Here is a 16,976-nt window from a genome sequence, read left to right on the forward strand (position 1 = left end):
TTATTCCTCGCCTTGGCTGTGAGATGAAGGCATTGAGTGCTCACTCATTTCATGATGCTTTTTACTCATTTGCCCATGTTCGCCCAATGCATGGTGTTTTTTGTTCATATCGCCATGCGCCTGCATATACTTCATAACAATGGTATGAAATAAGCCGTCATCAACTTTTCCGTAATATGCTACTGGGTTATTTTCACTTGCTTTTGCAAGCTCAACATAATTTGCATGAGTCAGGTTATTAGCGCTTGAATTCGCTTTCACATCACTCACCCACTTATCAAAGTCTGCTTGAGTAGGTGTAGCAATGGCATTAAATTTCATGCCAGTGAAACCTGCGCCGCTGTAATTTGCTGAAAAGCCTTTAAACGTACCTGGCTCATTTGCAATTAAGTGAAGCTTGGTTTCCATCCCAGCCATTGAGTATATTTGACTACCCAATTGCGGAATAAAAAATGAATTCATTGTGCTCTCTGAGGTGATTTTATATTCAACAGGTACATTTGCTGGGAACACTAATTCATTAACCGTAGCAATACCTTGCTCAGGATATATAAATAGCCACTTCCAGTTTAGTGAAACCACTTCAACAGTAAGATGTTCACCTTTACCTTCAATGGGTTTATAGGGGTCTAAGTCTTGGGTAGACTGCCAGGTAATAACACCTAAAATGATTACAATAACAATAGGAACAGCCCAAACAACGGCTTCAATTTTATTTGAATGAGCCCATTTTGGAGCATAAATTTCTTGGTTTTGAGTGTCTCTATATTTCCAAGCGAAATACAAAGTCATCACAATAACGGGAACGACTACAAGCAACATAAGCACGGTTGCGATGATGATTAAATTTTTCTCATCAATGCCTATTTGCCCTTTTGGATCGAGTATCCCGCCTTTACAGCCTGACAACGCCAGCACTGTACTAGCTAAAGCAATATTACAAAGGTTACGAATTAACAAGGGAGTATCCTACAAACCTAGAGTTTCAATTTGCTGCTTAAAATAAAAACCAAAGCAACGATTTTTCAATAAAAACCCAAGTTAACTAGAATTAAATTATAAAAATAAGGGGGCTATTCAAAAAAACCTAAAGCTCATGCCATTAATGACCTAGCAACAAACCCAGCTTTCTAAACGCATTTATATAACGTAATAAAAGTTAACTTGGGTGAGTGGTGGTTGGCTGAAATGTGTTTAAAGAAACACGAAGCTACTTTGTTTTAGCTAACCTTAATTATTTACAGCAAGAACAAATAATTAAAACCAGCAACAAGATGCAGCGTTACAGGCAACCTGTAAAGCTAGGTGGAGCACGACAACCATGTGAAGAGATCACAGGCTGAAGAACTTTAGCCTCGCTAAAAGCAAAGGCTGCTTTACGGAGGATTATGCCAGCACGACGCGCTGGACAAATATGGAACAATAACCAACAAAGGCCAATAAGTAACTGACTTGATATGATCGGATGAGCTAAAAATTGCGCAAGATTAAGTAACAGTGGCTCTACAATAAACCCATCACTTAATAGCGCTTCAAGCTTGAAGGCATCCTCTAGTGCACCGCTTAGCAACATTACAGTATTAAACACTAATAAAGTTATAGCTACACACACGCCCTTGCCTGCTTTATTCAAGCGTTCACACGTCTGCGGCTCGCCAGAGGCAAGTTCCGTAGCTGTATGATGCAAAGAAAGTGTGTTCAAAGACATTAACCTACTAAAATGACTATAACAAAATTAGAGTAATACAGTTTGCAATGGAAAAATTTAAAAAACATTGCTGTTGTAAACCCTAAAACCAGGTGCTAAATACAATCAAATCCAGCTAGCACATATTTACCTAGCGAAAATTGATCCGTATCAACCAAACTTTCAAAACTTACTGAAAGTTCGAACGTGAGTATAACAAAGAGAATTTTCTGTTCAACTAAAAATCAATTAATTTGAGTTAAGCTTTCGAAGCTATTTTGTTAATAAAAAATAACACGATAAAAAACATTCGGTTAGCTAAAATAAAAAACGATTTAAAGAGAAATATTTAATAGGATTATAGGTTTTTAGGAGGGAGTAATAATTGTGTGGCACAAATAAAAACAGCCCAAATTCAGTCACCACCGAACTTGAGCCGCCTTTCACACTGACAACATCTTCACACACAATATAAAGATTCTTGGTTTACATTACGTGGCAATTGTAGGGAATAAAAACAACTCAAGCTAAGTCACCACCGAACTTGAGCTGCCTTTCACACTGACAACATCTTCACACACAATATAAAGATTTTTGGTTTACATTACGTGGCAATTGTAGGGAATAAAAACAACTCAAACTCGTTCTTTATGGAAGTGAATCCACCGAACTTGAGTTGCCTTTCACACTGACAACATCTTCACACACAATATAAAGATTTTTGGTTTACACTGCGTGGCAATTGTAGGGAATAAAAACAACTCAAACTCAGTCACCACTGAACTTGAGTTGCCTTTCACACTGACAACATCTTCACACACAATATAAAGATTCTTGGCTTACACTGCGTGGCAATTGTAGGGAATAAAAACAACTCAAACTCAGTCACCACCAAACTTGAGTTGCCTTTCACACTGACAACATCTTCACACACAATATAAAGATTCTTGGCTTACACTGCGTGGCAATTGTAGGGAATAAAAACAACTCAAACTCAGTCACCACCAAACTTGAGTTGCCCTTCACACTGACAACATCTTCACACACAATATAAAGATTCTTTTAAGCGAGGCTAACTTATGCCTCAAGCTTATGACGAGAGCCTTGCTCTTTGTCTATGGTTAAACTTTAGAGTGTTAGCTCCAATTTGACAAACGAGAAAAATAAACCTAATAGGTGAAAAAAACTAAACTATATACCTTTGTCTAATACATTTAGATTGGATTGCTTTGGAAGCTATGATGCGAAGGCGTTTTACAGGCACAAAAAAAGCGCTATAAAGCGCTTTTTAATATTTAAGACAGGCTTAAATAATTTGGTTTTCTTTCCAGGCTTGCTCTTTTGCTAAACGGTTTTTGCGTTTATCACATGGATCATCGCAATCACAGGCTTTATCAATACCAACCGAACCTAAACCACCACAGCTGCTTGCCATAGATTTTTTTTGCACGATCATACCAACGGCCATAGCCGAAACTATCAAAATTAGTAAGCCAAAAGTAAGAAGAAAAAGTGACATTGCTTAGCCCCTATTGATCAGCAATAAATTAAACTCAAATATTTTTGAGCGACTGCTATTATATACCCAAATAACACGGAAATAAACAAGTCAGCACCATACTATAAATAAGACTTAAATGCTGGGCTTGAGTAGGTAATTAAACCCTCTTTTGATTTACCTATTAAATAAACCGGTAAATCATGTTGCTCAGCATAAGCTTGCGCTTTTTGCATCCCCATTACAGTAAGTGCTGTCGCTAAACCATCTGCCGTCATAGCACTTGGATGAAGCACAGTTACCGACACTAAGTCGTGCTTAATAGGCATACCTGTTGCTGGATCAATTAAGTGGGTATAGATCTCGCCATCCATTTTATAAAAAATACGGTAATCACCCGATGTCGCTATACCACTTGTACCTGGCGATAAGACACGGTGTACCTTACGCTCTCCAGGTTGCGCATCTGGTTGCTCAATCGCGATTTTCCAATCCTGATTATTTGGCTTTTCACCTGCTATACGCAGCTCACCACCAATCTCAACCATGTAATTAGTAATGTCGTGGCTTTCTAATAACTGGGCAACTTTATCAATACCATAGCCCTTAGCTGTTGCCGAAAAAGAAAGCTCCAGTCCATTAACTGTTTTAGCAAGTCCTTGCTCATTTAAGATAAGTTTATCAATGCCTATTTTTTCAACCATACTTGCAAGCTCTTCATCACTTGGGCGATTAGTTGGTTTTTTATCAGGCCCAAAGCCCCATAAATCAATTAAAGGCCCCATTGTTACGTCGAGTGTTTTAGTCGATTCACCCAAGCGAATAGACTCGCTTATAACAGCCCTAAAATCTTCGCTAATTGGCATGACTTGATTTGCAGGTAATCTGTTAAATGTATTTATTTCAGAGTCTTCTATGTAAGTAGACATAGATTGGTTCACATCTTTTAAAACAGCGTCTATTTGCAGCTGTAGTTGTGAAGCCGATAGCTGGGCTTGCTCATCATAATATTTAATATGATAAGTGGTACCCATAGTCTTACCTTCTAAAAAGGTTTCTTTTAACTCTGGCTTTTCACCACACCCAGACAATAATACAGTCAGTGTAATTAGTAAAAAGGCCATTATGCCCTGTGAAGTACTTACTCGATTCATAACAGCTCTACTTAATAGATTGATAAAATTAAAGAATAAAAAAAGCCTCGTAACACAAGTGCTACGAGGCTGGTATTTTAACCAAAACTAAACTGTTTTGGTATTAGTGTTAGCCACCGAAGTCATCTAGTAAGATATTTTCGTCTTCAACACCTAAATCTTTAAGCATAGTAATAACTGCCGCATTCATCATTGGAGGACCACACATGTAGTACTCACAATCTTCAGGCGCTTCGTGATCTTTAAGATAGTTCTCAAATAAAACGTTATGGATAAAGCCAGTATAGCCTTCCCAGTTATCTTCAGGCTGTGGATCTGAAAGTGCTGTATGCCATACGAAGTTAGGATTTTCAGCGGCTAGGCCGTCAAAATCTTCTACGTAGAACATTTCACGCTCAGAACGTGCACCATACCAAAAACTCATCTTACGTTTAGAGTTCAAACGTTTAAGTTGGTCAAAGATATGAGAACGCATTGGCGCCATACCAGCACCACCACCAACAAATACCATTTCTGCGTCAGTGTCTTTAGCAAAGAACTCACCAAATGGGCCCGAAATAGTTACCTTGTCGCCTTCTTTAAGTGACCAAATGTACGAAGACATTTTACCACATGGCAAGCTAAGGTTTCTTGGAGGTGGAGCAGCAATACGCACGTTAAGCATAATGATGCCTTCTTCTTCTGGGTAGTTAGCCATTGAGTAAGCACGAATTGTTTCTTCGTCTACTTTTGACTCCAGATCGAAGAAACCAAAATGGTTCCAGTCGCCACGATACTCTTCAGGAACATCGAAATCTGCATATTTAACATGGTGAGGTGGAGCTTCGATTTGGATGTAACCACCCGCACGAAACGGCACTGACTCGCCATCTGGAATTTGCAGCTTAAGTTCTTTGATGAACGTTGCTTTGTTATCATTAGAGATAACTTCACAATCCCACTTCTTAACACCGAAAATTGACTCTTCAAGTTCAATTTCCATGTCATTTTTAACATTTACCTGACACGCTAAACGACAGCCTTCACGGGCTTCACCTTTAGATATGTGATCAAGCTCAGTTGGCAGAATATCACCACCACCTTCTTTAATGTGTACACGACACTGACCACAAGAGCCACCGCCACCACAAGCAGATGATACAAATATACCTGACTCAGATAGTGCGCCTAAAAGCTTACTACCTGCTGATGTTTTAATGGCTTTATCTGGGTCGCCATTAATGCCGATGATAATATCGCCACTTGCAACTAACTGAGATTTAGCACCAATGATGACTAAAACCAGTAGTACAACGATAGCGATAAAAACACCAACGCCTAAGAAAATCTGATAATCCATGATTTATCCTCGCTACCTTTACAGTGAAATACCAGAGAATGACATAAAGCCAAGTCCCATTAAACCAACAGTGATGAAGGTAATACCTAAACCACGTAAGCCGTCAGGTACGTCTGAGTATTTCAGTTTCTCACGGATACCTGCAAGTAATGTAATTGCAAGTGCCCAACCAACACCAGCGCCAATACCATAAACAACAGACTCGCCGAAGTTATAGTTACGCTCAACCATGAATGATACCGCACCAAATATTGCACAGTTAACTGTGATAAGTGGTAAGAAGATACCTAACGCGTTGTATAGTGCAGGGAAAAACTTATCTAACGCCATTTCAAGAATTTGCACAAGTGCTGCAATAACACCAATGAAAGTTAAGAAACGTAAAAAGCTAAGATCTGCATCTGGGTAACCTAACCAAGTTAGTGAACCAGGTGCAAGTACCGCATGATAAACCAAGTTGTTTACAGGTACAGAAATACCCAATACAACTATAACCGCTATACCTAGGCCAATTGATGTAGTTACTTTTTTAGATACCGCTAAAAAAGTACACATGCCTAAGAAGAATGACAACGCTAAGTTCTCAATAAAAACGGCTTTTACAAATAAACTAATATAATGTTCCACTATTTGCCCCTTACGCTTTAGCTTCTACTTGGTCTTTCTTATAAGTACGCAGTACCCATATGAATAAACCAATGATGAAGAATGCACTCGGTGGTAAGATCAATAGACCCATAGGCTGATACCAACCGCCATCTTGTACTAATGGGATAATATCAACACCGAATAGTGAACCCTTACCAAATAGCTCACGAATGAAACCAACAGTAAGTAGTACCACAGAGTAACCTAAGCCGTTACCAATACCGTCAAGGAATGACATAAGTGGTGGCGACTTCATCGCGTATGCTTCAGCACGACCCATTACGATACAGTTAGTAATGATTAGACCAACGAATACAGAAAGCTCTTTTGCAGTAGCATAAGAAAATGCCTGTAATACTTGGTCAACAACGATTACCAATGATGCGATAATTGTCATTTGTACGATGATACGTACAGATGATGGGATCTGGTTACGAATAAGCGAGATAAAGAAGCTCGAAAACGCAGTTACAAGTGTCAATGCGATTGACATAATTAACGCATTTTTTAAGCTAGACGTTACCGCTAGCGCAGAACAAATACCAAGTACTTGTAGTGCGATTGGGTTGTTAGCTAAAACCGGGCCAAATAGGACCGCCTTCATTTCTTTAGTATCAGCCATTATTTCAATGCTCCTTTACGTACTTTCGCAAGGAAAGGGCCAAAGCCATTTTCGCCAGTCCAAAAGTCAACTGCATGATCAACACCGTTAGACGTTAATGTAGCACCTGAAAGACCATCGATCTTATGCTCATCATTGCCCGCAGTACCTTTAACAATTTGAATTGGAAGTTCTTTACCTTCCCATGTAGCAGTCCACTGTGGATTTTGGATTTCGCCACCAAGACCTGGGGTTTCATTATGCTTGTAAAAGATAATGCCCTTAACTGTTTCACCATCGCTTTCAAGCGAGATAAAACCGTACATTAAGCCCCATAAGCCGTAGCCTTGGATAGGAAGAATGATTGCATCAACTGAGCCATCTTCTTTTTTAGAGATATACACCGGTGACTCTTTAGTCACACGTTGAATACCAGCAATATCTTTAACGCCTTTCTCTTGAAGAGAAACACTTAGCGCTGCATCATATTTGCTTTTTTCAAAGTCAAAGATTGTTGGGTCTGTATCTACAAACTCACCTGTAGTCATGTTTACAACGCGCGCTTCGATTTTTGCATCAAATGTTTCAAGAACATTTTCAACTTTGTCGATGCCCGCAGCAGCTAAGATATTGCTTTGAATATCTTTGTTTTTATTAGCTTGCTGTAAAGGACGAAGCTGTACAGAAGCAAACGATACAATGATTGCACACACTAAACATAGTGCTACAACAACTGATAACGTTTTGCCGATTGATTCGTTATTACTAGACATTACGTGCCAACCTCCGCTTAATATTAGCTTGCACTACAAAGTGATCGAACAGTGGAGCGAACAAGTTAGCAAATAAGATTGCTAGCATCATGCCTTCTGGGAAAGCAGGATTCACAACACGTATCATAACCACCATAAAGCCAATTAGTAGACCATATGCTAATTTACCTTTGTCAGTAAATGCAGCTGATACAGGGTCAGTAGCCATAAAGAACATACCAAACGCAAAGCCACCAAGTACGAAATGCCAATACCAAGGCATTGCAAATACAGGGTTAGTTTCTGAGCCAACAGCATTTAATAAAAATGCAGTTGCTACCATACCTAGGAATACACCTAGTACGATGCGCCAAGAAGCGATACGAACGTAAATTAAGAACAAACCACCTACTAATAATGCAAGTGTAGATGTTTCACCTACAGAACCTTGAATGAAACCATAAAACGCATTCCACCATAATTCCATGTTTGCAAAGTCAAGTGTGCCAGCAAATGCTTGGCCTAGCATAGTTGCACCAGAGAAAGAATCTACTGCTGTCCATACTGTGTCACCTGAGATTTGAGCTGGGTATGCAAAGAATAAAAATGCACGACCGGCTAAAGCAGGGTTTAAGAAGTTACGGCCGGTACCACCAAAGATTTCTTTAGCGATTACTACACCAAACGTAATACCTAACGCAACTTGCCATAAAGGAATAGTTGCTGGCAAAATAAGTGCGAATAATACAGAAGTAACGAAGAAACCTTCGTTAATTTCATGCTTACGCACTGAAGCAAATATAACTTCCCAGAAACCACCTACTGCAAATGTTACAGCGTAGATAGGTAAGAAGAAACATGCTCCATAGAACATCTTAGCGCCCCAGCCTGCATCAGCGGTTAACTCGCCACCGAATAACTGGAACAAACCAACTTGCCACGTGTTTGCTAGTTCAAAACCTTGTGCTAAAGCACCAGCGGCCTGATGACCGATATTGAACATACCAAAAAACATAGCTGGGAACGTCGCCATCCACACTAAAATCATCATACGTTTTAGGTCGATGTTATCGCGTACGTGTGTCGCGCCTTTATTTACGTAGCCTGGTGTATAAAAAATAGTTGCAGCTGCTTCATACAGTGCATAAAACTTTTCATATTTACCACCGGCTTCAAAATTCGGCTCGATATCTTCTAGATATTTTTTTAAACCCATCTCTCTAGCCTTCCTTCTCGATCGTAGTTAAGCAATCGCGTAGGATAGAACCATACTCGTATTTGCCTGGACAAACGAAGGTACATAACGCTAAATCTTCTTCATCAAGTTCAAGCGCGCCCAATGAAATTGCACTGTCTAAATCACGTGCAATTAAGTCACGTAATAATAGAGTAGGCAAAATATCTAACGGCATTACGCGCTCGTAGCTACCAATTGGTACCATGGCACGTTTTGAACCACCTGTTGACGTTGTCATTTTAAATAAACGACTTGGTGCTAGGTGAGAAAGGAATGTACGCGTTACAGAGAATTTATCACTACCTGGTGCAATCCAGCCAAACAATTCTTTTTCGCGACCTTCAAGTAAAACAGATACTTGAACGTGGTAACGACCTAAGAATGCATGAACACCGTTTGAAATAGAACCCGATAGAACAGAACCAGAAATAACGCGGTTATCTCCGTCTTCTAACTCACCAGCCACTAAATCATCCAATGAAGCACCTAATTGTGTTTTCACTAAACGTGGGTTTTTAACGCGAGGACCTGCAAGCGAAATGACACGATTTGTGTAAATTTCACCAGTAAGGAATAAGTGACCATACGCAATAACGTCTTGGTAACCAATATGCCAAACTTGTTTGCTAACAGAAACTGCATCAAGATGATGGATATGAGTGCCAACGAGGCCAGCCGGATGCACACCACCAAACTCATGTACTTCTACTTGAGCTATAGATGAGCTAGGAACTTGGCTGCCTGCTTTTTTACACACAAATACTTTGCCATCGGTCAAACGCGAAACAACTGCAAGACCCGCTTCAAATGCTTGCGCATTTTCTGCAATAATTACTGCAGGATCTGCAGCTAATGGGTTTGTGTCGATTGCGGTCACAAAAATAGAACTAGGATTTGCATCCACAGCCGCTACTTTGCTGAATGGGCGAACACGAAGTGCTGTCCATTGACCAGACTGGATAAGTACTTCTTTGGCTTTTTCGCGCTCTAAGCTCGGAAGCTCGTCTGCTTTGAAAGAGTCAAAGGTGATTTGCTCACTGCCTGCTACTTCAATAACAACAGATTGCAGCACACGTTTAGCACCACGATTTATTTCTTTTACTGTACCAGAAGCTGGAGCAGTAAATAGGACGCCTGGGTTCTTTTTATCTTCAAAAAGTACCTGGCCTTTTTTGACTTGGTCATCCACACGAACATGCATGGTTGGACGCATACCGATAAACTCTTCGCCAAGCACAGCTACACGTTTGACAGCAGAACCGTCATGTATAACTTGCTGTGGCGCGCCCTCTAAGGGTAAATCCAGACCTTTTTTTATGTTGATCATACGCACTTGCATTACATTAAAGGAAAGAAACTGAAAAATCGTATCAACCACGTCGCCATTTGAGTTATTCCAAGTTATATCAAGGTACAAAAGAGCAGCTTGCTAGAGATATCAAACAAGCAACGTAGTAAAACTCATCACATATTGTCGAGATTTTAACATCATTTTAGATGACTATGCGAGTGTATTTATGAAAATTATACGACAGAAACACTTATTTAGTTTTGTTAAGTGAATTAAATAAAAATCAAGCTAGACCAAAGTGGTAGCCTAAGCAATTATCATTCCTGATTTCATCGTAAATTCAACAAATCGCATAATACAAAAAAAGCCGCGATAGCGGCTTTTTATAACTAGAGCCTGTTGACCTTTCAGGATTAAAATTTGTTCAATCTAGGGGCTATTTAATCGCGGCGTGAGGTTTGTAACCTAGTGGGCTAAGTAAAAACCGAGCAACAAAGAGTAAATAGCCCCTAGGCAGAACCCTTTGGGCAGCGCATGTTTGGCATTTATTCCACGTTATCGCCCATTTATGGGGAATAACCACACTACATAGGCTCTGCCTTGCCTAAATACCAAACAGACTGCTGCAAATTTAACCTCGAAAGATAAACAGGCCCTAAGTTCTGTTAGTCAATCATATTGGCAATTGGCTTAACTGAATCTACATCTTGATCGTAGTCAACACTATCTATACCAAAACCAAATAAGCGTAAAAACTCATTATGGTAACCAACATAATCTGTTAGCTCATCAATGCTGCTTGTATCTACTTTATCCCAAACAGCTTGCACGCGAGCTTGCACGTCGTCTTCTAGCTCTTTATAGTTTTGGAATAAATGTCCACCGTCGTCAAAGCGAGGAGATTCACCATACAAGTTTTCACTAAATAATGCGTGAATTTGCTCAATAGTGCCTTCATATGTGCCATCTGCTTTCATAACTTTAAATAAAGCAGAGATATATAACGGCATAATAGGAATAGCAGAACTTGCTTGCGTTACCACAGCATTAAGTGATGAAACATATGCCTCACCATTTAAATCTTTTGTTGATTCTTTAATAGCAGCGGTTGCACGGTCTAGATCTTCTTTAGCCTTACCAATAGTAGCGTGTCCGTATATTGGCCATGTTAGCTCTTTACCAATATAAGTGTACGCAGTCGTTTTAAAGTTATCGGCTAATACATCCGCTTCTTTTAATGCGTCAATCCACATTTCCCAATCTTCACCGCCCATTACTTTAATGGTGTTGTCGATATCGTCTTGGTTTGCAGCTTCAACAGTAATTTCATCAATTTCACGCTTTGATGTATTTAAGTTTTTAGTAGTAACGGCATTTCCAATTGGCTTAAGCGTAGATGAGTATATTTCGCCCGTATTTGGGTCTGTACGACGAGGAGACGCTAAGCTGTAAATAATACAATCTACTTTGCCCAAATCTGCTTTAATAGTGTCGATTGCTTTTTGCTTGATTTCGTTAGAAAACGCATCGCCATTAATATTTTTAGACCAAAGGCCTGCTTCGTCTGCTGCATCTTGAAAAGCAGCGGTATTGTACCAACCAGCAGAACCTGTTTTGCGATCTGTACCTTCTTTTTCAAAGAAAATACCTAATGTTTTAGCACCACCACCAAACGCAGCTGTAATGCGCGAAGCCAAGCCGTAGCCTGTTGATGCGCCAATAACTAATACATTTTTTGGTGCATTTTTTAATGCGCCTTGTTGTTTTACATAGTTAATTTGTTCTTGAACATGCTCTGCACAACCAGCTGGATGTGCGTTTGTGCAGATAAATCCACGAATTTTAGGCTTAATGACCATTGATCATCCTATATCTTTTACAATAAAAATTAGCGCTAGTTTAAAGGCTAATACTAAAAACACTGATCTGATCAGTTAACCACAAGTGTAACAATCAAATCGCTATTAATTATCTAAGCTAATTTAGAGCCGCCCATACAATTAGGTGAATCAGGTGCCTCGCCGCCCTGCTCTGTATACTCATCGGGTGTATATGTATGAATTGCGAGTGCATGAATATGATTTGCTAATTCATCTTTTAGAATTTCATTAATTTCACGATGGCGCTGCAATAAACGTTTACCTGTAAAACCTTCGCTAACCACTATTACTTTAAAGTGTGATTCAGTGCCCGCACTGTGCATATGGCTTTCGTTAATTACATTTAAATGTTTACACGCAATAGCGTTGCTTATTTTTTCTTGGATCTGTTGCTGCATTGACATAAAAGACCGTTTTAATTAGCTAATTTATACACTTACTATAACAATTTAACGCAGCGCTTGGCTAACTAAATTGCTTTTGTTTAATGTGCTTAATAAATCGGAAAGTTAAACTTATTCGAGGATGTGCAAGCGTTGTTTGTTTAGGTATTGCATGTTGATAATCTCGCTGGCTATGTCCATCCATTATTAAACAGCTGCCACTTTGTAATTTTAAGTCGGTTACTTTATTGCTCGCCTTGTGCTTTAACTTTAGAATCCGATCAGCTCCTAGCGAGATACACACAATTGTTGGTTTATCACCAAGCTCTATTTCATCATCACTGTGCCAGCCCATCGTATCATTACCATCTCGGTAATAATTAACGAGTAATGAGTTTAGAGGCTGATTTAAGTGCGCCTCTAAACGCCTTCTCATATTAAGTAACAATTCATCCCATGGCTCTACTATTTGCTTACTACTTGAATAGCCGTATTCAATATTTAAATCGCTCATGAAGCATTGTAGCCGTGGAATAGGCCCCGTTTTACCATAAACAGTTACATCGGGTTGCTGCCAACGTAGGTTTTTTTGCAAATAATAAAATAGATCGAGGCTTTTTTGTGCACTAAGTGCCCTACTTTGATAAGAAAAGCCATTTGGTAACTGTTGGGGGTTGGCGTTTTGCCGTTGCATGTTAGAATTTACCTACATTAGATTACTGATCAACGAACCATTATGACGACGCAAGCCCAGCTAGGCGATAAAACCTTTACTCTTGAACGCTTTCCTTTGGATCAAAAAAACCGCAGCTTACAAGCGTGGGATTCGGCAGATGAGTACCTTATCAATTATGTTAACGAACATCACCCTGATTGTCGCTCATTGCTTATTTTAAACGATAGCTTTGGTGCACTTGCTTGTTATTTTAATAAGTTAACGGTTTGTTCAGTTAACGATTCTTATATTAGCCACCAAGCTGCGGCTTATAACTTACAAGAAAACAAACTGCCTACAGCAGATTTTACACAATTAGATAGTTTGTCTGCATTACCGCAGGATGTTGATTTAGTACTTATTAAAATCCCTCGTAATGTAGGTTTTTTACAGTTTCAGTTAAGTGAACTCAGTGAAGTCCTTGCACCTGGTACGCCAGTAATTGCCGCAGGTAAAACAAAAGAAATTCATAACTCAACAATAAAATCATTTGAGCAATTTATTGGTGAAACAAAAACTAGCCTAGCAGTTAAAAAATCCCGTCTTATATTAAGTACAGCTAAAGGCGGATATAAAGCAGCAGATTTCCCTGTAACGTGGGAGCTTGAAGGTACTGAGTTTAATATAACAAACCATGCAAATGTGTTTTCGCGTGATTCGTTAGATATTGGTGCACGCTTCTTTTTTAACTACTTACCAGAAACACCAAAAGCTAAAAGCATTATTGATTTAGGCTGTGGTAACGGAGTTGTTGGATTAATGACGCTTGCTCGTTGCCCTAATGCATCAGTTACTTTTGTTGATGAGTCTTACATGGCAGTAGAGTCGGCTCGGTTAAATGTAGAAATTAACCTAGGCGATAAGTTTGATAACTGCGAGTTCATCGAAAACGACTGTTTAACAGGCTTTGAAAGAGACAGTGTAGATATGGTGCTTTGTAACCCTCCATTTCACCAAGCTCAGGCCGTTACCGACCATATTGCTTGGCAAATGTTTAAACAAGCAAAAGATACTTTAAAAGAAGGCGGCGAGCTGCGTATTATTGGTAATCGTCATTTAGATTATCATGATAAATTAAACCGTATGTTTGGCAACTGTAAGTTGCTAGGTTCAAACAAAAAGTTTGTCGTTTTAAGTGCAACAAAAAATAGTGGAATGCTATAAATGAAATTAACAAACATTATAATTGGGTGTTGTGTATTACTGATACTTGGTGGCTGCGCGAATCAGCCTAGCCAAGTAATACTTAACCCTGTTTATAAAAATGGTCAAATTAGCACTATAAATAGTAGCTTAAGTACTAGTGTAATTGATTTACGTGGCGATACATCAACACTTAAACTTATTGAGTCAGACAAAACTAAAACCTTTGCAAGCCAAGGCATTACCAGCTCTATTAAAAGTGTGTTAGACAGCGCCCTTAGCCGCAATGGAGCCAGTATTTCTAACTTAGCAACTGTTCGCTTTGAAGTAGATATTCATGCATTGCAAGCTGTTGTAACCGAAAAGCTAGTGAGCCATACCAGCGAAGCCCACATAGAACTTGGCGTGCGTGTTATTCGCGCCTCAAGTAACTTTAGTAAAGTGTATAGAGGCAGTGCTGATTTAGAAGGCCCATTTAGTCATGAGCGAGCAAAAATAGAAGGTCAGCTCAATAAGTTGACTGAGCAAGTTATTACCCGCATTGTATCTGACCCTGAATTAATAGAATTTTTAGAAGGTTAACTATGAAACGACTTTTTTTAATCTGCTTAGGCCTATTCTTTAGTGTAAGTAGCTTAGCAGCCCAAGAAGGCCGCTTTGTGCAAAAGGACAACATTTTTCCACGCGTAGAAATTGTAACGTCAATGGGTAGCATCGTGGTTGAACTAGATCGTTCTAAAGCGCCCATCACAGTCAATAATTTTTTAACTTACGTGTCAGACAAAAGTTATCAAGGCAGCGTTTTTCATCGCATTGAGCGCGATGTAGAAAATGATCGCGACTTTGTTATTCAAGGTGGCGGTTACGATAAAGACTATGATGGTCTACATGAAAATGCCCCTATTTTTAATGAAAGCGGTAACGGTTTAAAAAACGATATGTATAGCATTGCTATGGCCTATCAAGATAGACAACCGCACTCAGGAACTCGCCAATTCTTTTTTAATATGGATAATAACGATCACTTAAATCCAGGGAAAGATTGGGGCTTTGCTGTATTTGGTAGCGTAATGGATGGTTACGACACGCTTGATAAAATTATGACTGTTGAAACCGGTTTTAATGAGAAAATTGGCTACGATTTCGTACCTAAAAAACCTGTTGTCATCTTAAATATTAAAGTACTTGAACAAGTCCCACTATAATTTTTTAAGAGCAGCCTAGCTGCTCTGCATCAAAGCCAATGAAGGCCCTATGAGCAAATCTCTCTCTATTAGCGAATATTTTTCTTACTTTAAAGACAAACGCTTAATCCACATTTTCATATTTGGTATGAGTAGCGGTTTTCCGTGGGTTTTAATTGGCTCTGTTATGTCTGCTTGGCTAAAAGATGAGGGGCTAAGTCGCAGTATGATAGGCCTATTTGGCATTGTATTTGGCGCTTACAGCATAAACTTTTTGTGGTCACCACTCATTGACCGTACAAAACTTCCTATTTTATATAAATGGCTAGGCCAGCGTCGCAGTTGGATACTATTTTGCCAAAGTTTTATTTTTATTGGCACCTTGCTATTAGCAGGGCTTGATTTAAAAGCTAATTTGGCAATTGTTGCTGCGATTTGTTTATTAATCGCCATTGCTTCGGCTACTCAAGACATTGCTATTGATGCCTTTAGAATAGACACCCTAAGCGAAAGCGAATCACACAAAGCAACCGCTGCAGCCGCAATGGCAACTTCGGGTTGGTGGACAGGTTATGCACTTTTAGGCGCCATTCCATTTTACATGGCCGATATACCCTCGCTCGACTGGCCACAAATTTATTACTTTTTAGCTGCCGTAATGCTGCTGTTAATGAGTGGAGCACTGTTTGCAAAAGAGCCCGAAACTAACCGCGAAGCAGTACATGCTGAACTTGAGCGTGTGTACCTTGAAAAACTGTCCTCTACAAAACAAACTCCTTTAACAAAAACTGTTGCGTGGCTTGCGGTAACCGTTATTGATCCCTTTAGAGCTTTTTTTACTAAAAATGGCGTTAAAACAGCACTAGCATTACTTGCGTTTATTTTCTTATTTAAAATAGGCGAAGCGTTTTTAGGGCGCATGTCGATTGTGTTTTATAAAGAAATTGGTTTTAGCAATAGCGATATAGCTACATTTTCGAAGGTAGGTACAGCGGTACTTACAATCATATTTACCTTTGTTGGCAGTTTATTTAATCAAAAATATGGCATTGTTAAGGGTTTATTTGTAAGTGGTATTGCAATGGCTGCTTCAAACTTAGCCTTTTCGTGGATTGCTTTAGCTGGCCCTGACCTAAGGCTGTATGCCTTTGCTATTGTTATTGATGGCTTTACGCAAGCGTGGTCGTTGGTCGCTATGGTGGCCTTTATATCGATGTTATGCGATAGAGCATTTAGTGCAACGCACTATGCATTACTGGCGTCATTAGGGAATTTAGGACGAACATTGCTTTCAAGCTACAGTGGTGTAGTAATTGATGATTGGTTAATGGGAAATTGGTCGCTGTTCTTTATTTTAACAGCCTTAATGGTTTTACCTTCGTTGATATTTTTATATCTGATTAGGCATAAGTTGTATGAGCTTGAGAAGAATTACCACAAAAATATTTAATGCATCCCTGCATT

The 16,976-nt window shown here is 39.3% G+C and carries 17 protein-coding genes; 4 read left to right on the top strand and 13 right to left on the bottom strand.

The window, feature by feature from the left end; all coding sequences use genetic code 11:
* From cyoA to AC5NT5_RS12705, 13 genes are all read right to left on the bottom strand, one after another.
* Complete coding sequence (cyoA, locus tag AC5NT5_RS12645) at positions 1 to 960, bottom strand: ubiquinol oxidase subunit II (RefSeq protein ID WP_165723814.1); 960 nt, start codon at positions 958 to 960, stop codon at positions 1 to 3.
* 322 nt (positions 961 to 1,282) lie between these two features.
* Complete coding sequence (locus AC5NT5_RS12650) at positions 1,283 to 1,702, bottom strand: hypothetical protein (protein ID WP_002958097.1); 420 nt, start codon at positions 1,700 to 1,702, stop codon at positions 1,283 to 1,285.
* Between the two features lie 1,291 nt (positions 1,703 to 2,993).
* Positions 2,994 to 3,206: a (Na+)-NQR maturation NqrM gene (gene nqrM, locus AC5NT5_RS12655; RefSeq protein WP_007376137.1), complete on the bottom strand. Its 213-nt coding sequence runs from the start codon at positions 3,204 to 3,206 to the stop codon at positions 2,994 to 2,996.
* A 101-nt stretch (positions 3,207 to 3,307) separates the two neighbouring features.
* Complete coding sequence (locus AC5NT5_RS12660) at positions 3,308 to 4,339, bottom strand: FAD:protein FMN transferase (protein ID WP_182712248.1); 1,032 nt, start codon at positions 4,337 to 4,339, stop codon at positions 3,308 to 3,310.
* Positions 4,340 to 4,448: 109 nt separating this feature from the next.
* A complete protein-coding gene (gene nqrF, locus AC5NT5_RS12665) occupies positions 4,449 to 5,678 on the bottom strand; it encodes an NADH:ubiquinone reductase (Na(+)-transporting) subunit F (RefSeq protein ID WP_002958895.1) in 1,230 nt (409 codons plus the stop codon).
* Between the two features lie 18 nt (positions 5,679 to 5,696).
* The gene (gene nqrE, locus AC5NT5_RS12670) at positions 5,697 to 6,305 is read right to left on the bottom strand and encodes an NADH:ubiquinone reductase (Na(+)-transporting) subunit E (RefSeq protein WP_002958896.1); all 609 of its coding nucleotides are present in this window, start codon (positions 6,303 to 6,305) and stop codon (positions 5,697 to 5,699) included.
* 10 nt (positions 6,306 to 6,315) lie between these two features.
* Positions 6,316 to 6,948: an NADH:ubiquinone reductase (Na(+)-transporting) subunit D gene (locus AC5NT5_RS12675; RefSeq protein WP_002958897.1), complete on the bottom strand. Its 633-nt coding sequence runs from the start codon at positions 6,946 to 6,948 to the stop codon at positions 6,316 to 6,318.
* Positions 6,948 to 7,700, bottom strand: a complete 753-nt coding sequence (locus AC5NT5_RS12680; protein ID WP_002958898.1) for a Na(+)-translocating NADH-quinone reductase subunit C — start codon at positions 7,698 to 7,700, stop codon at positions 6,948 to 6,950. The genes AC5NT5_RS12675 and AC5NT5_RS12680 overlap by 1 nt, the downstream gene beginning before the upstream one ends.
* A complete protein-coding gene (locus AC5NT5_RS12685; protein ID WP_002958899.1) occupies positions 7,693 to 8,895 on the bottom strand; it encodes an NADH:ubiquinone reductase (Na(+)-transporting) subunit B in 1,203 nt (400 codons plus the stop codon). The genes AC5NT5_RS12680 and AC5NT5_RS12685 overlap by 8 nt, the downstream gene beginning before the upstream one ends.
* 4 nt (positions 8,896 to 8,899) lie before the next feature.
* Complete coding sequence (locus tag AC5NT5_RS12690) at positions 8,900 to 10,243, bottom strand: Na(+)-translocating NADH-quinone reductase subunit A (RefSeq protein ID WP_024596562.1); 1,344 nt, start codon at positions 10,241 to 10,243, stop codon at positions 8,900 to 8,902.
* A gap of 629 nt (positions 10,244 to 10,872) precedes the next feature.
* Complete coding sequence (gene fabV / locus AC5NT5_RS12695; protein ID WP_494513999.1) at positions 10,873 to 12,066, bottom strand: enoyl-ACP reductase FabV; 1,194 nt, start codon at positions 12,064 to 12,066, stop codon at positions 10,873 to 10,875.
* 113 nt (positions 12,067 to 12,179) lie between these two features.
* Complete coding sequence (locus AC5NT5_RS12700; protein ID WP_024596564.1) at positions 12,180 to 12,491, bottom strand: BolA family protein; 312 nt, start codon at positions 12,489 to 12,491, stop codon at positions 12,180 to 12,182.
* A gap of 61 nt (positions 12,492 to 12,552) precedes the next feature.
* Positions 12,553 to 13,164, bottom strand: coding sequence for an alpha-ketoglutarate-dependent dioxygenase AlkB family protein (locus tag AC5NT5_RS12705; RefSeq protein WP_494513998.1), 612 nt, complete (start codon positions 13,162 to 13,164; stop codon positions 12,553 to 12,555).
* A 42-nt stretch (positions 13,165 to 13,206) separates the two neighbouring features.
* Between AC5NT5_RS12705 and AC5NT5_RS12710 the strand changes: the two genes are divergently transcribed.
* Genes AC5NT5_RS12710 through AC5NT5_RS12725 form a run of 4 tightly spaced genes read left to right on the top strand, consistent with a single transcriptional unit; the run spans position 13,207 to position 16,962 of the window.
* A complete protein-coding gene (locus AC5NT5_RS12710) occupies positions 13,207 to 14,349 on the top strand; it encodes a methyltransferase (protein ID WP_024604970.1) in 1,143 nt (380 codons plus the stop codon).
* A complete protein-coding gene (locus AC5NT5_RS12715; protein WP_154903662.1) occupies positions 14,350 to 14,910 on the top strand; it encodes a YajG family lipoprotein in 561 nt (186 codons plus the stop codon).
* A gap of 2 nt (positions 14,911 to 14,912) precedes the next feature.
* The gene (locus AC5NT5_RS12720) at positions 14,913 to 15,533 is read left to right on the top strand and encodes a peptidylprolyl isomerase (RefSeq protein WP_494513997.1); all 621 of its coding nucleotides are present in this window, start codon (positions 14,913 to 14,915) and stop codon (positions 15,531 to 15,533) included.
* Positions 15,534 to 15,582: 49 nt separating this feature from the next.
* On the top strand, positions 15,583 to 16,962 hold the full coding sequence (locus tag AC5NT5_RS12725; protein ID WP_182734469.1) for an AmpG family muropeptide MFS transporter: 1,380 nt from the start codon (positions 15,583 to 15,585) through the stop codon (positions 16,960 to 16,962).
* Positions 16,963 to 16,976 lie beyond the last annotated feature (14 nt).

It is taken from the genome of Pseudoalteromonas sp. J2K-J599 (assembly GCF_059295115.2).

Excerpts from the sequence above, each read along its gene's own strand:
- nqrM (WP_007376137.1), bottom strand. The coding sequence starts at position 3,206 with ATGTCACTTTTTCTTCTTACTTTTGGCTTACTAATTTTGATAGTTTCG.
- AC5NT5_RS12660 (WP_182712248.1), bottom strand. The coding sequence starts at position 4,339 with ATGAATCGAGTAAGTACTTCACAGGGCATAATGGCCTTTTTACTAATT.
- nqrF (WP_002958895.1), bottom strand. The coding sequence starts at position 5,678 with ATGGATTATCAGATTTTCTTAGGCGTTGGTGTTTTTATCGCTATCGTT.
- AC5NT5_RS12675 (WP_002958897.1), bottom strand. The coding sequence starts at position 6,948 with ATGGCTGATACTAAAGAAATGAAGGCGGTCCTATTTGGCCCGGTTTTA.
- AC5NT5_RS12680 (WP_002958898.1), bottom strand. The coding sequence starts at position 7,700 with ATGTCTAGTAATAACGAATCAATCGGCAAAACGTTATCAGTTGTTGTA.
- AC5NT5_RS12685 (WP_002958899.1), bottom strand. The coding sequence starts at position 8,895 with ATGGGTTTAAAAAAATATCTAGAAGATATCGAGCCGAATTTTGAAGCC.
- AC5NT5_RS12690 (WP_024596562.1), bottom strand. The coding sequence starts at position 10,243 with ATGATCAACATAAAAAAAGGTCTGGATTTACCCTTAGAGGGCGCGCCA.
- fabV (WP_494513999.1), bottom strand. The coding sequence starts at position 12,066 with ATGGTCATTAAGCCTAAAATTCGTGGATTTATCTGCACAAACGCACAT.
- AC5NT5_RS12700 (WP_024596564.1), bottom strand. The coding sequence starts at position 12,491 with ATGTCAATGCAGCAACAGATCCAAGAAAAAATAAGCAACGCTATTGCG.
- AC5NT5_RS12705 (WP_494513998.1), bottom strand. The coding sequence starts at position 13,164 with ATGCAACGGCAAAACGCCAACCCCCAACAGTTACCAAATGGCTTTTCT.
- AC5NT5_RS12710 (WP_024604970.1), top strand. The coding sequence starts at position 13,207 with ATGACGACGCAAGCCCAGCTAGGCGATAAAACCTTTACTCTTGAACGC.
- AC5NT5_RS12715 (WP_154903662.1), top strand. The coding sequence starts at position 14,350 with ATGAAATTAACAAACATTATAATTGGGTGTTGTGTATTACTGATACTT.
- AC5NT5_RS12720 (WP_494513997.1), top strand. The coding sequence starts at position 14,913 with ATGAAACGACTTTTTTTAATCTGCTTAGGCCTATTCTTTAGTGTAAGT.
- AC5NT5_RS12725 (WP_182734469.1), top strand. The coding sequence starts at position 15,583 with ATGAGCAAATCTCTCTCTATTAGCGAATATTTTTCTTACTTTAAAGAC.